Source organism: Micropruina sp. (assembly GCF_027492755.1).
GTDB lineage: Bacteria > Actinomycetota > Actinomycetes > Propionibacteriales > Propionibacteriaceae > Micropruina.
This window is the reverse complement of the sequence record NZ_JAPUED010000028.1, coordinates 14,813-27,443: the sequence shown is the minus strand read 5'-3', so window position 1 is coordinate 27,443 and position 12,631 is coordinate 14,813. Positions and strand designations below refer to the sequence as shown.

Sequence of the window (12,631 nt, the reverse complement as noted above, 5' to 3'; positions counted from 1 at the left end):
ACCGCGCACTACGTGAACAGCGAACTGGACGAGGGCCCGATCATCGCCCAGCAGGTGGTGGAGGTGGACCACACCTTCGGCCCCGAGGACCTGGTCGCCGCCGGACGCGACACCGAGTGCAAGGCGTTGTCGAACGCCGTCCGCTGGCACTGCGAGAGCCGGGTCTTCCTGCACGGCAGCAAGACCGTCGTGCTGAAGTAGCCGAGATCCGGATCAAGTCCGATGCCGTTCGGTTTGACGGAGTCGGGGTGACGGGGGTCAGAGGACGCCGCGGATGGCGTCCTCGAAATGGGCGAGGTGCTCGGCGGTCAGGGTCTCGGCGGTGGCTGCCTCGCCTTCGGCGATCGCCTCGAGCAGGGCGGAGTGTTCCCGGATGTGCTGGCCGAGATCCGGGAGCCGCTCGATCACCAGGCACCAGATCCGGGTGGCGAGATTGTCGTAGCGGATCAGCACGTCCTCCAGGTGAGGATTGCCGGTGGCTGCGTAGATCAGGCGATGGACGGCCATGTCCTCGGTCAGGAAGGTCTCGGGGTCGTCCGGGGAGACGTCCAGTCCCCGGATGTGCCGGGCCTGGGCCCGCAGCCGGTCGCGCATCGATCGGGACGCGTTCTCCGCGGCCCGCCGGGCCGCGTGCGGTTCGAGCAGCCGGCGGATGTCCGAGATGGCGCCCAGTTCGGTGACGTCGACCGCGGTGGCGAACGTTCCTCTTCTGGGGTAGGAGATCACCAGGTGGTCGGTTTCCAGCCGCTTCAGTGCCTCGCGCACCGGCGTCCGGCCGACCCCGAGTTCGGCGGCCAGTGCGACATCGTTGATGGGGTCGCCGGGACGGATGTCGAGCAGGATGAGTCGCTGCCGGATCGCCTCGTAGGCGCGGTTCGCCAGGGACGCCGTGCCCGGCGCCGCGTCCTGTCGGACCACTTCGATGGTCATGGTCTTCGCCGCCCTCCGGATCCGATCGATTGACTTTCCTGCCGATCGCACACAATACTACGAAACGACCAGTTGATATATTAGTCACATACCAATCGGGAGGCATTGTGGCCGCCATCACTACCGCCGCAGTCGAGCCCGGCCACGGCGAGTCCGCCGCCGCGAGCCGGCGCGGGCGGGTCTCCGCCCCGGCCGGCCGCCTCCCGCGGTACCCCGGACCCGGGGACGGAGCGAACTGATGGCCGACCAGCTGCCGGAGCATCCGGACTTCCTGTGGCGCAACCCGGACCCGAAGCCGTCCTACGACGTGGTCGTGGTCGGCGCCGGCGGGCACGGGCTGGCCACCGCCTACTACCTGGCCAAGAACCACGGCATCACCAACGTGGCCGTGCTCGAGCGCGGTTGGCTGGCCGGCGGCAACATGGCCCGGAACACGGCGATCATCCGTTCCAACTATCTGTGGGACGAGTCGTCGGCGATCTACGAGCACTCGCTGAAGCTGTGGGAGGGGCTGCCCGAGGAGCTCGAGTACGACTTCCTGTTCAGCCAGCGCGGCGTGATGAACCTGGCGCACACCCTGCAGGACGTTCGCGACTCCGTCCGGCGGGTCGGCGCCAACAAGCTCAACGGCATCGACGCCGAGTGGCTGGAGCCCGAGCAGGTCAAGGAACTCTGCCCGATCATCAACATCAGCGACACCATCCGCTACCCGGTGCTCGGCGCCACCTTCCAGCCGCGCGGCGGCATCGCCAAGCACGACCACGTCGCCTGGGCGTTCGCCCGCAAGGCCGACGAGTACGGCATCGACCTGATCCAGAACTGCGCGGTGACCGGGTTCGTGATCGAGCGGGGCCGGGTGGTCGGGGTCGAGACCAGCCGGGGCAGGATCGCCACCGGGAAGGTCGGCCTGGCCGCCGCCGGGCACTCCAGCGTGCTGGCCGAGTTGGCCGGTTTCGACCTGCCGGTCCAGTCGCACCCACTGCAGGCGCTGGTCTCCGAGCTGCTCCAGCCGGTACATCCGACCGTGGTGATGTCGAATCAGGTGCACGTCTACGTTTCGCAGGCGCACAAGGGCGAACTGGTGATGGGCGCCGGCATCGACGCCTACAACGGCTACGGCCAGCGCGGCGGCTTCCACGTCGTCGAGCACCAGCTGGCCGCCGCCGTGGAACTGTTCCCGATCTTCGCCCGGGCACACCTGCTGCGCACCTGGGGCGGCATCGTCGACGTCACCCTGGACGCCTCCCCGATCATCGGGCCCACGCCCGTGGAGAACCTGTTCGTCAACTGCGGCTGGGGGACCGGCGGCTTCAAGGCCACCCCGGGCGCGGGCTGGGTCTTCGCCCACACCATCGCCACCGGCACCGCCCATGCCCTGAACGAGCCGTTCGCCCTGGACCGGTTCGTCAGCGGCGCGTTGATCGACGAGCACGGCGCCGCCGGCGTCGCGCACTGAGAGGGGACGGCCATGATCCTGATCGAATGCCCGAACTGCGGTCCGCGCGACGAGACCGAGTACCACTACGGCGGCCAGGCCCACGTGCCCTACCCCGAGGACCCGCACGCCCTCAGCGACCAGGAATGGGCCCGCTACCTCTTCTACCGCCGCAACACCAAGGGCCTGTTCGCCGAACGATGGGTGCACTCCGGCGGTTGCCGCAAGTGGTTCAACGTCGTCCGCGACACCGCCAGCTACCGCATCGAGGCCGTCTACGGGCTCGGCGATCCCCGCCCGACCCTTCCCGGAGGAGACCTGTGAACCCGCTTTCCAGGCGGCTGCCCGCCGGTGGCCGCATCGACCGGTCCGCCACCCTGCGGTTCACCCTGGACGGCCGCACCTACACCGGCCATCCGGGCGACACGCTCGCGTCGGCGCTGCTGGCCGCCGGCGTGATCGAGACCGGCCCGTCCATCTACCGGGGTCGTCCGCGCGGGATCCTGACCGCCGGGGTCGAGGAGCCGAACGCGCTGGTCGACGTCCGCCGCCCGGGGCAGAGCACCCGCGAGCCGATGGTGCCGGCGACGATCCTGGAACTCGTCGACGGCCTCGAGGCCCGCTACGTCAGCGGCGTCGGTGCGCTCGACCCGGCCGAGGACACGGCGCTCTACGACAAGAAGTACGTGCACGCCGAGGTCGTGGTGGTCGGCGGCGGCCCGGCCGGTCTGGCCGCGGCGAGGACGGCCGCAGCCACCGGCGACCGGGTGATCCTGCTGGATGACCAGCCGGAGCTGGGCGGCTCGCTGCTGTCCGAGCCGCACGCGATCGTCGAGGGGATGCCGGCCGGCGAATGGCTCGACCGGGTCACGGCCGAGTTGCACGCGGCGCCCGAGGTGACCGTGCTGACCCGCACCAACGCGTTCGGCAGCTACGACGCGAACTACGTCGTGGCGCTGCAGAGCCGGACGGATCACCTGGGTGCTGACGCCGCGGCTGCGGAGTTCGCGGGTGTCTCCCGGCAGCGGCTGTGGCACATCCGGGCGCAACGGGTGATCGTGGCCACCGGTGCGCACGAACGTCCGCTGGTGTTCGCCGGCAACGACCGCCCCGGGGTGATGCTGGCCTCCGCCGTGCGCAGCTATCTGAACCGCTACGGGGTCGCCGCCGGCAGCCGGGTGGTCGTCGCGACGACGAACGACAGCGTCTATGCGCTGCTGCCCGAGCTGGCGGACGCCGGCGTCGAGGTGGTGGCGGTGGCGGACGCCCGGCCGGAGCTCAGCGAGGCTGCCCGCCGGGCCGGTGTCGAGGTGCTGACCGGCTCCGCGGTGACCGGGACGGCCGGCGAACCGCGGGTCACCTCGGTCACCCTCAGCGGCATCGACGCCGACGGGACGCCGGTGGGCGAGCCCCGCCGCCTCGACTGCGACCTGGTCGCGGTCTCGGGCGGCTGGAGCCCGGTGGTGCACCTGCACTGCCAGCGCCAGGGCCGCCTGGACTGGAACGACGGCCTGGTCGCCTTCGTCCCCCGCAACGACGTGCCGGGCCAGCAGACCGCCGGGGCGGCCCGCGGCGTCCTCACCCTCGAGGGTTGCCTGGCCGACGGAGGGCGGGCGGCGGCCGGCGAACCCGTGGACGACCCGCTACCCGCGGGGACCACCCGGGCGCTGTGGCTGGTGCGCGATCCGGACGCCGACCTCGACGCGTGCTTCGTCGACCTGCAGCGCGACCAGAGTGTCGCCGACGTGCTGCGTGCCACCGGAGCCGGCATGCGCAGCGTGGAGCACATCAAGCGGTACACGTCGATCAGCACAGCCAACGACCAGGGCAAGACCTCGGCGGTGAACGCGATCGGGCTGATCGCGGCGGCGCTGAACGACGGCGCGTCCCCCGGCGACGTCGGGACGACCACCTACCGGCCGCCGTACGCCCCGGTCGGGTTCGCCGCCCTGGCCGGACGGAACCGGGGCGACCTCTTCGACCCGGCACGGCTCACGTCCATCCACGCCTGGCATGTCGCCCACGGCGCCGAGTTCGAACTCGTCGGGCAGTGGCTGCGTCCCTGGTACTACCCGCTCGACGGCGAGACGATGGACCAGGCCGTGCGCCGCGAGTGTGCCGCGGTCCGCGGCGGCGTCGGCATGATGGACGCCACGACGCTGGGCAAGATCGAGATCCGCGGCGCGGACGCCGGCGAGTTCCTGAACCGGATCTACACCAACGCGTTCAAGAAGCTGGCGCCCGGCTCGGCGCGCTACGGCGTGATGTGCACCGCCGACGGGATGATGTTCGACGACGGGGTCACGCTGCGGCTGGACGAGGCCCGCTTCCTGATGACCACCACCACCGGCGGCGCCGCCCGGATCCTGGACTGGCTGGAGGAGTGGCAGCAGACCGAATGGCCGGAGTTGGACGCCACCATGACCTCGGTCACCGAGCAGTGGACGACGATCGCGGTCGCCGGGCCGACCTCGCGCGCGGTGATCGCCAAGCTGGCCCCGGACCTGGACGTCAGCAACGAGGCGTTCGGTTTCATGACGTTCCGGGAGACCGTGCTGGCCTCCGGCATCCCGGCCCGGGTGTGCCGGATCTCGTTCTCGGGTGAGCTGGCCTTCGAGGTGAACGTCTCCGGCTGGTTCGGTCAACGGGTCTGGGAGGACATCCACGCCGCCGGCGAGGAATTCGGGATCACCCCCTACGGCACCGAGACGATGCACGTGCTGCGCGCCGAGAAGGGCTACCCGATCGTCGGTCAGGACACCGACGGCAGCGTGACTCCACAGGACGCGGGCATGGGCTGGGCGGTCTCCAAGCTGAAGGACTTCATCGGCAAGCGCTCGTTCACCAGGGCCGACACGGCGCGGCCCGATCGCAAGCACCTGGTCTCGGTGCTGCCCCTCGACCGCACCCTGCGTCTGCCCGAGGGCACCCAGGTGATCGCGCACACGACAGCTCCCGGCCCCGCCGGAGTGGGCCAGGTGCCCATGCTCGGTCATGTCACCTCCAGCTACGACAGCGTGGCGCTCGGGCGCACCTTCGGGCTGGCGCTGATCAGGAACGGCCGCAATCTGATCGGTCAGACGCTGACCGCCGCCGTGGACGACCGGTTCGTCGACGTGGTCGTCGGTGAAACCGTGCTCTACGACCCCGAAGGGAGACGTCGCGATGGGTGAACCAGCCGTCCTGGAAGCCCAGGGCATTCCGGCCGGCCTGCGTCCGGTGAGCCCGGCCGGGCACCTGGCGGAACGCTTTGCCGCCGCAACCGTCACCGGTGACCGCGGCGTGTCGCTCCGGGAGGTGCCCTGGGTGACGATGGTGGGCCTGCGGGTGCAGCCGGGATCGGACCCCGCCGGGCGGATCGAGAACGAGCTCGGTCTCCGGCTTCCGGCCGGATCGGGCCAGATCGCCACTACCGGGCGCCGGCACGTGCTGTGGCTATCGCCCGACGAGTTCCTGCTGATCGCCCCGGACGGCGCGGACACCTTGGTCACCGCGCTCCGGGCGGCACTCGCGGACGACCCGGGTGCCATGGTCGACCTGTCGGCCAACCGGACCACCCTGGAACTCGCGGGCCGCTCGGCGAGGGCGGTGCTGGAGAAGGGCTGCGCCCTCGACCTGCATCCGCGGGTGTGCCGTCCGGGAACCGCGTACCTGACCGCCGTCGGTTCGGTGCCGGTCATCCTGTGGAAGGTGACCGACGAGGCGTTCCGGCTGCTGCCCCGCTCGTCGTTCGCCGACTTCCTGGGTCGCTGGCTGATCGACGCGATGCGGGAGTTCCAGGGCACGGAGATGCCCTGAGGGTGCTCAGCACCCTGGGGCCGACCTGGATGCGCCGGCGGTGGGCGAGGAGAACGCCGCCGGCGGCCGCGGGGTCATCGTGTCGGCCAACGGCGCGGCGGGCATCGTGCCGGCGGCTCTGCACCATCGCCGGAAGTTCGTCCGGGCGCCCGACGCCGGCAGGGAGCCGGTGTGTGGGTGGCGTCCGGGCGGGTCGGCTCAGTCGCCGATCGCCGATCGCCGACTCAGGCCGGCGGCGGGCCGGGGACGCCCGGCGCCTTCTTTCGGTTGCGGTTGCGGAACGCCATGAAGAGCATTCCGGCCAGGATCGCCAGCGACAGGTACCACAGGTACTGCCCGTAGGCGTCCAGCGCCGCGACGGCCGGTTCGCCGATCGACCAGCCGAGGTAGACGTACAGCCCGCTGGTGAACAGCGACGACAGGAAGCTGACGATGAGGAACTTCGACAGCTTCGTCCCCGCCGCACCGAGGGCCGCGTAGACCACGGCGGCGGGCAGCGGGATCGGCAGGTAGGTGAGGAAGATCGCCCAGCTCTCGAACCGGTGGGTGAAGGCGATGGCGCGCTTGTTGCGCCGCCGGGCGCGTTCGGAGCGTCCCGACCAGACTTCGATCAGCCCGTGGCCCCACAACCTGCCGGCCCACCAGAAGATCCAGTCGAATTTCATCGCCATCAGCGACCCGAGCAGCGTCACCAGCGGCCACCAGGGATCGCCGAGCGAACCCAGCGCACCGGTCATCACCAGTCCGGTGCGGTAGCCCAGCGAACCGAGCACCTGCGGCGCCAGGCCGAGGATCACCGGACGCAGCGGCAGCAGGATCAGCCCGTACAGCGACGCAGCACCCATCCAGCTGAGGCACGCGATATCCGCACGGGTGGGCTTGTGCTTCCAGGGCAGGCCGGGCTCCTGCCACCACTCGCGTGGATGCTCCTCGGGCTCGGCGGGATCCGGCTGCGGGTGCTCGGTGGGCGACGTCACGCTCAGGGAGCCTACCTGGGCCGTCCGACGGGCCCGATCCGGCGGGGGTGTCCGGAATTCTTCACGAAAGCTTCATCAAGGGGTGGTGGCGAAGGGAATCCCATGCGACGATGACTCTGCCGCAGGTCCTCGCGGCATGTTTCCACTACGGATCGTCGGGCACGTACCTGCCCGTGGAAAGGACTATTGGCATGGCCACAGTTAGTTTCAAGGACGCCTGTCGCGTCTACCCCGGATCCGATCACCCCGCGGTTGACAAGCTCAACCTCGAGATCGGCGACGGCGAGTTCATGGTTCTGGTCGGCCCCTCGGGTTGTGGCAAGTCCACCTCCCTGCGCATGCTCGCCGGCCTGGAAGAGGTGAACTCGGGCGCCATCTGGATCGGCGACCGCAACGTCACCGACCTGCCGCCGAAGGACCGCGACATCGCGATGGTGTTCCAGAACTACGCGCTGTACCCGCACATGACCGTCGGCGACAACATGGGCTTCGCCCTGAAGATGGCCGGCGTGCCCAAGGCCGAGCGCGACGCTCGCGTCATGGAAGCCGCCCACCTGCTGGGCTTGGAGAGCTTCCTCAACCGCAAGCCGAAGGCGCTCTCGGGCGGTCAGCGGCAGCGTGTCGCGATGGGTCGCGCCATCGTCCGGCAGCCGCAGGTGTTCCTGATGGACGAGCCGCTGTCGAACCTGGACGCCAAGCTGCGCGTCTCCACCCGCACCCAGATCGCCGCGCTGCAGACCCGGCTCGGCGTCACCACCGTCTACGTCACCCACGACCAGGTCGAGGCCATGACCATGGGCGACCGGGTCGCGGTCATGAAGGACGGCCTGTTGCAGCAGTGCGACAGCCCGCTGACCCTTTACGACAAGCCGACCAACATCTTCGTCGCGGGCTTCATCGGCTCGCCGGCGATGAACCTGATCAGCGGCAAGGTCAACGAGAACGGCGTCGAGGTAGGCGACTACACGGTGCCGGTGGCCCGTGACGTGCTGGCCAAGGCTCCGGGCGAGGACACCCTGACCATCGGCATCCGCCCCGAGGACTTCGATCTCGGGGATCACGGCATCGCCGTCGAGGTGGTCGTCGTGGAGGAGCTGGGCGCTGACGCCTACACCTACGGCACCCTGGCCGGCCTGAGCGACGACGAGAAGCTGTCGGCGACTCAGATCGTGGCCCGGATCAGCGGCCGCACCCCACCGCAGCGCGGCACCACCGTCCGGTTCACCGCCGGTGAGGGTCACGCCCTGCACGTGTTCAGCAACAAGACCGGTGAGCGGCTCTCCAACTGAGCACAGGTCTGAAGCGATGCCCCGGGTCCTCGACCCGGGGCATCGTTGTCTTCGGTCGAACTTGGCGAGCCCGCTCCACGCTCCCCGGTCACCGGTCACCGGTCACCGGTCACCGGGGACGGTTTCTTCGGTCGCCGGGACGGTTCCTTCGGTCACTCAGCTACGAATCCGGATGACCCCAAGTCGTCTGCGGTGTGTTCGACGACACGTGTGCGCGTCCATAGTGGAGGCTCGGCGCAGGCGGCCAGTGCTGACCGGCTGGCAGAATGTGCGGCATGCCCCGCATCCTCTCGGCGAAGCCGGACTCCAGGCTGATCCCCTTGCCCTGGAGCCTGCCGCTGACGGATTGGCCGACCGAACATCTCGTCGCACTGCCGCGCGGCATCTCGCGTCACGTGGTGCGGTTCATCAAGGTCGGCAACGACGTGTACGCCGCCAAGGAGGTCATCGAGGCAGCCGCCGTCCACGAGTACCGGATGCTGCAGGAGCTCACCCGCGAGGACACCCCGGTCGTCGAGCCGCTGGCGGTGATCACCGGACGCCGTGACGATGCCGGTGAGCCGCTGATGCCGGTGCTGATCACCCGCCATCTGGACTTCTCGCTGCCGTATCGCTCGCTGTTCTCCCAAGGCGTCCGGCCGGACACGGTGAACCGGCTGCTGGACGCCATGGTGGTGTTGCTGGCGAGGCTGCACCTGATCGGCTTCCTCTGGCTCGATGTCTCGCTGTCGAACATCCTGTTCCGCCGCGACGCGGGCGAGTTCGCCGCCTACCTGGTGGACGCCGAAACCGCCGAAATGCACCCAAGCCTCACCGACGGGCAGCGTGCGCACGACCTGCAGATCGCGACCACCAACCTGTTCGGCGAGTTCAGCGACCTGGAGGCCGGTCAGTTGCTGGACGAGTCGCTCGATCCGCTGGCGCTGGTCGAGACGATCACCTCCCGCTACCGCGACCTGTGGGCCGAGCTGACCGGCGCCGAAGAGTTCCCCGGCACCGAACTGGACCGGATCGAAAGCCGGGTCCGCCGACTCAACGCGCTGGGCTTCGACGTCGCCGAGCTCGACATCACCACCTCGCCGGACGGCTCGCAGGTGACCATTCAGCCCAAGGTGGTGGACGCCGGTCACCACACCCGGCGGCTGCTGCGACTGACCGGCCTCGACGTCGAGGAGAACCAGGCCCGGCGGTTGCTCAACGATCTGGACACCTTCCGGTTCCGCACCAACCAGCAGCACGTCGACGAGGCGCTGGTGGCGCACCAGTGGCTGACCCAGTCCTTCGAACCGGTCACCCAGGCCGTCCCGGTACACCTGCGCGGCAAGCGCGACGCCGCCCAGATCTTCCACGAGGTGCTCGACTACCGCTGGTACGCGTCGCAGCGTGAGCATCGGGACGTCCCGTTGCTGGACGCCGCCTGGGGCTACATCCACGACGTCCTGGAGGGCCTGCCCGACGAGGAGATGGACAGCCGTCCGCTGGCCGAGGGTGCGCGTCAACTGGCCAACCCGTTCGACCCGTCGCAGGGCTTCATGGACGACGAGGGCGAGATGCCCGAGGATCCCTGGGAGGCGGCCGCCGAAGAGGAACCCGAGCCGACCGGTGTCCTCGACATGGCGGCGCTGCGTCGGCGCAAGGTTTGAACCGCCCGGGCTGACGGGGTTGGCTACAATCGGCCGGTGAGTTTGCACCTGTACGACAGCGCCCGCCGCGAGATCGTCGAGTTCCATCCGTCGGAGGCGGGACAGGTATCGATCTACGTGTGTGGGCCGACCGTGCAATCCGCGCCACACCTGGGACACATGCGTAGCCGGGTCAACTTCGACGTGCTGCGGCGCTGGTTGGAGTTCACCGGCTACGACGTGACGCTGGTCGTCAACGTGACCGACATCGACGACAAGATCCTGGCCAAGGCGGCCGAGGCGGGCCGTCCCTGGTGGGCGCACGCCTACCTGTTCGAGGCGGCCTTCCGGACGGCGTTCGAGGCGCTCGGCGTCCAGGCACCCAGCTATGAGCCGCGGGCGACCGGACACATTCCCGAGATGATCGAGCTGATCGCAGAGCTGATCGAGCGCGGCCACGCCTATCCGGCCGACGACGGCTCGGGTGTCTACTTCGATGTCCGGTCGTGGCCGGAGTACGGGGCGCTGACCGGGCAGCGGGTGTCCGACATGGCGCCCGCCGAGGACTCCGACGCGCGCGGCAAACGCGATCCGCGCGATTTCGCGCTGTGGAAGGCGTACAAGCCGGGCGAGCCGGAGACGGCATCCTGGCCGAGCCCGTGGGGCCGGGGGCGTCCCGGCTGGCACATCGAATGCTCGGCGATGGCCGGCAAGTATCTGGGCGACACCTTCGACATCCACGGCGGCGGCCTCGACCTGCGCTTCCCGCACCACGAGAACGAGCTGGCCCAGTCCCAGGCCGCCGGACGCGGTTTCGCCCGCTACTGGATGCACAACGCCTGGGTCACCATGGCCGGCGAGAAGATGTCCAAGTCGCTGGGCAACACCGCCGACGTCGCGGCGGCAGTGGCCAAGTACGGCGGCCGGGCCGTCCGGCTCTGGCTGGCCGGGCCGCACTACCGCTCGGCGATCGAGCTGAGTGACGCGTCGCTGGCCGAGGCGGCGGCGCAGTTGGCCCGGATCGACGGCTTTCTGGAGCGGGCCGCGGCGCTGCTGACCGACGAGTGGGTTGCCTACGCGCCGCTGGACGCGATCGGCGCCGAGTTCACCGCCGCGATGGACGATGATCTGGCGACCCCGACCGCGCTGGCGGCGCTGTTCCGCACAGTCAAGGACGGAAACCTGGCGCTCGACGCGGGCGACCACGAGGCGGCGCGCGCGGCGCGGTTGAAGGTTTGGCTGATGCTGCGCGTCTTCGGTCTCGATCCGGCGGCCCCCGAGTGGGCGGACGCCTCCGCCGGTGACGACCTGAAGCCGGTGGTCGACGGCCTGGTCGGCGCCCTGCTCGAGCAGCGTGCCCAGGCGCGCGCCCGCAAGGACTGGCCGGCCGCCGATGCCGTCCGTGACACCCTGAAGAACCTGGGTCTGAAGGTGGAGGACACCCCCGCCGGCCCGCGCTGGAGCTTGGAGAACTGATGCCCGGAAATTCCGCCCGCAAGGGTGCCGTCCGCAAGCGCGGCAAGGGCATCGGCAGCGGCAACACCGCCGGCTCCGGAGGTCGCGTCCGGCGCGGCCTGGAGGGCAAGGGTCCGACGCCGAAGGCCGAGGATCGGCCATACCACAAGGCCTACCGCAAGCGCGGACCGAACGATCCGGGCAAGACCACGTCGGGTCAGGGCCGCGGTGGCGACCGGGGTCGCGACGCCGGGCGGACCCGGACGGCGACCCGGTCGGGCGACGACTGGGTGATCGGCCGCAACCCGGTGCTGGAGGCGTTGCAGGCCGGCCTGCCGGTGAAGCGCGCCTACGTCGCCGACGGCGTCGAGCGGGACGACCGGCTGCGCGACATCCTGCGCTACGCCGCCGATCACGGCATCGCGCTGCTGCAGTCCACCCGCGCCGAACTCGACCGGCTCACCCACGGCGCCGCCCACCAGGGCGTCGCGCTGCAGCTGCCGCCGTATGAGTACCTGCACCCCGACGACCTGCTCGCCGACGCACTGGACGCACCCGACCCGGCGCTGGTGGTGGCCTGTGACTCGATCACCGACCCGCGCAACCTGGGCGCGATCATCCGCTCGGCCGCGGCCTTCGGTGCCGCCGGGGTGATCATCCCCGAGCGTCGCTCGGCCCAGATGACTGCCGCCACCTGGAAGACGTCAGCCGGAGCTGCGGCCCGGGTTCCGGTCGCCCGTGCGACCAACCTGAACCGCACCCTGCGGCAGTACGCCGACGCCGGCTTCGTGGTCGCCGGCCTGGCCGGTGAAGCCGACCTGGACGTCGCCGGCATCCCCGGCGTCGACGGCCCCGTCCTGCTGGTCGTCGGCTCCGAGGGCGAGGGCCTGGCCCGCCTCGTCCGTGAGAATTGCGACGTCCTGGTCTCCATCCCGATCAGCTCGGACGTCGAATCGCTGAACGCCTCCGTGGCAGCCAGCATCGCCCTCTACGAAGTCACCCGCTGCCGCGGTTAAGGATCTCTCCATACTCCATGCGCCTGGACGAGGGGGTCTCGCCAAGCTCGACCAGCGGTGCCGGCAAAGGTCTCGACAGGCTCGACCGACGGTGCTCGGGAGGGTCTCG

At 70.1% G+C, this 12,631-nt stretch carries 11 protein-coding genes; 9 read left to right on the top strand and 2 right to left on the bottom strand.

The annotated features are described in order from the left end of the window. Positions 1 to 201 (top strand): formyltransferase family protein (locus Q0066_RS01700; protein ID WP_298129433.1); only part of this gene is annotated, 201 nt, incomplete at its 5' end. A gap of 57 nt (positions 202 to 258) precedes the next feature. On the opposite strand, the gene Q0066_RS01695 is transcribed toward Q0066_RS01700, so the two are convergent. Next, the gene (locus Q0066_RS01695; protein WP_298129431.1) at positions 259 to 930 is read right to left on the bottom strand and encodes a GntR family transcriptional regulator; all 672 of its coding nucleotides are present in this window, start codon (positions 928 to 930) and stop codon (positions 259 to 261) included. Between the two features lie 238 nt (positions 931 to 1,168). Here Q0066_RS01695 and Q0066_RS01690 point away from each other — a divergent pair, with 238 nt between their 5' ends. From Q0066_RS01690 to Q0066_RS01675, 4 genes are read left to right on the top strand one after another with little or no spacing between them, the layout of a single operon-like run. Beyond that, the gene (locus Q0066_RS01690; RefSeq protein ID WP_298129430.1) at positions 1,169 to 2,386 is read left to right on the top strand and encodes a sarcosine oxidase subunit beta family protein; all 1,218 of its coding nucleotides are present in this window, start codon (positions 1,169 to 1,171) and stop codon (positions 2,384 to 2,386) included. A 12-nt stretch (positions 2,387 to 2,398) separates the two neighbouring features. After that, a complete protein-coding gene (locus Q0066_RS01685; RefSeq protein ID WP_298129429.1) occupies positions 2,399 to 2,689 on the top strand; it encodes a sarcosine oxidase subunit delta in 291 nt (96 codons plus the stop codon). Further along, positions 2,686 to 5,538: a 2Fe-2S iron-sulfur cluster-binding protein gene (locus tag Q0066_RS01680; protein WP_298129427.1), complete on the top strand. Its 2,853-nt coding sequence runs from the start codon at positions 2,686 to 2,688 to the stop codon at positions 5,536 to 5,538. The genes Q0066_RS01685 and Q0066_RS01680 overlap by 4 nt, the downstream gene beginning before the upstream one ends. Beyond that, positions 5,531 to 6,163, top strand: coding sequence for a sarcosine oxidase subunit gamma family protein (locus Q0066_RS01675; RefSeq protein ID WP_298129425.1), 633 nt, complete (start codon positions 5,531 to 5,533; stop codon positions 6,161 to 6,163). The genes Q0066_RS01680 and Q0066_RS01675 overlap by 8 nt, the downstream gene beginning before the upstream one ends. A 224-nt stretch (positions 6,164 to 6,387) precedes the next feature. On the opposite strand, the gene Q0066_RS01670 is transcribed toward Q0066_RS01675, so the two are convergent. Beyond that, entirely contained in the window at positions 6,388 to 7,140 is a 753-nt protein-coding gene (locus tag Q0066_RS01670) for a VTT domain-containing protein (RefSeq protein WP_298129423.1), read from the bottom strand. A 191-nt stretch (positions 7,141 to 7,331) separates the two neighbouring features. Here Q0066_RS01670 and ugpC point away from each other — a divergent pair, with 191 nt between their 5' ends. The 4 genes from ugpC (at position 7,332) to rlmB (ending at position 12,522) form a co-directional block, all read left to right on the top strand. Next, positions 7,332 to 8,429 (top strand): sn-glycerol-3-phosphate ABC transporter ATP-binding protein UgpC, encoded by a 1,098-nt coding sequence (gene ugpC, locus Q0066_RS01665; RefSeq protein WP_298129421.1) that lies wholly within the window; start codon positions 7,332 to 7,334, stop codon positions 8,427 to 8,429. A gap of 275 nt (positions 8,430 to 8,704) precedes the next feature. Then, a complete protein-coding gene (locus tag Q0066_RS01660; RefSeq protein WP_298129419.1) occupies positions 8,705 to 10,072 on the top strand; it encodes a DUF4032 domain-containing protein in 1,368 nt (455 codons plus the stop codon). A gap of 42 nt (positions 10,073 to 10,114) precedes the next feature. After that, positions 10,115 to 11,527 (top strand): cysteine--tRNA ligase, encoded by a 1,413-nt coding sequence (gene cysS / locus Q0066_RS01655; RefSeq protein ID WP_298129435.1) that lies wholly within the window; start codon positions 10,115 to 10,117, stop codon positions 11,525 to 11,527. Beyond that, on the top strand, positions 11,527 to 12,522 hold the full coding sequence (gene rlmB / locus Q0066_RS01650; protein ID WP_298129417.1) for a 23S rRNA (guanosine(2251)-2'-O)-methyltransferase RlmB: 996 nt from the start codon (positions 11,527 to 11,529) through the stop codon (positions 12,520 to 12,522). Before cysS ends, rlmB begins: the two co-directional genes overlap by 1 nt. Positions 12,523 to 12,631 lie beyond the last annotated feature (109 nt).

What these genes read in the sequence shown, in the direction of transcription:
- Q0066_RS01695 (WP_298129431.1), bottom strand. Translation starts at nt 930, where the DNA reads ATGACCATCGAAGTGGTCCGACAGGACGCGGCGCCGGGCACGGCGTCC.
- Q0066_RS01690 (WP_298129430.1), top strand. Translation starts at nt 1,169, where the DNA reads ATGGCCGACCAGCTGCCGGAGCATCCGGACTTCCTGTGGCGCAACCCG.
- Q0066_RS01685 (WP_298129429.1), top strand. Translation starts at nt 2,399, where the DNA reads ATGATCCTGATCGAATGCCCGAACTGCGGTCCGCGCGACGAGACCGAG.
- Q0066_RS01675 (WP_298129425.1), top strand. Translation starts at nt 5,531, where the DNA reads ATGGGTGAACCAGCCGTCCTGGAAGCCCAGGGCATTCCGGCCGGCCTG.
- ugpC (WP_298129421.1), top strand. Translation starts at nt 7,332, where the DNA reads ATGGCCACAGTTAGTTTCAAGGACGCCTGTCGCGTCTACCCCGGATCC.
- Q0066_RS01660 (WP_298129419.1), top strand. Translation starts at nt 8,705, where the DNA reads ATGCCCCGCATCCTCTCGGCGAAGCCGGACTCCAGGCTGATCCCCTTG.
- rlmB (WP_298129417.1), top strand. Translation starts at nt 11,527, where the DNA reads ATGCCCGGAAATTCCGCCCGCAAGGGTGCCGTCCGCAAGCGCGGCAAG.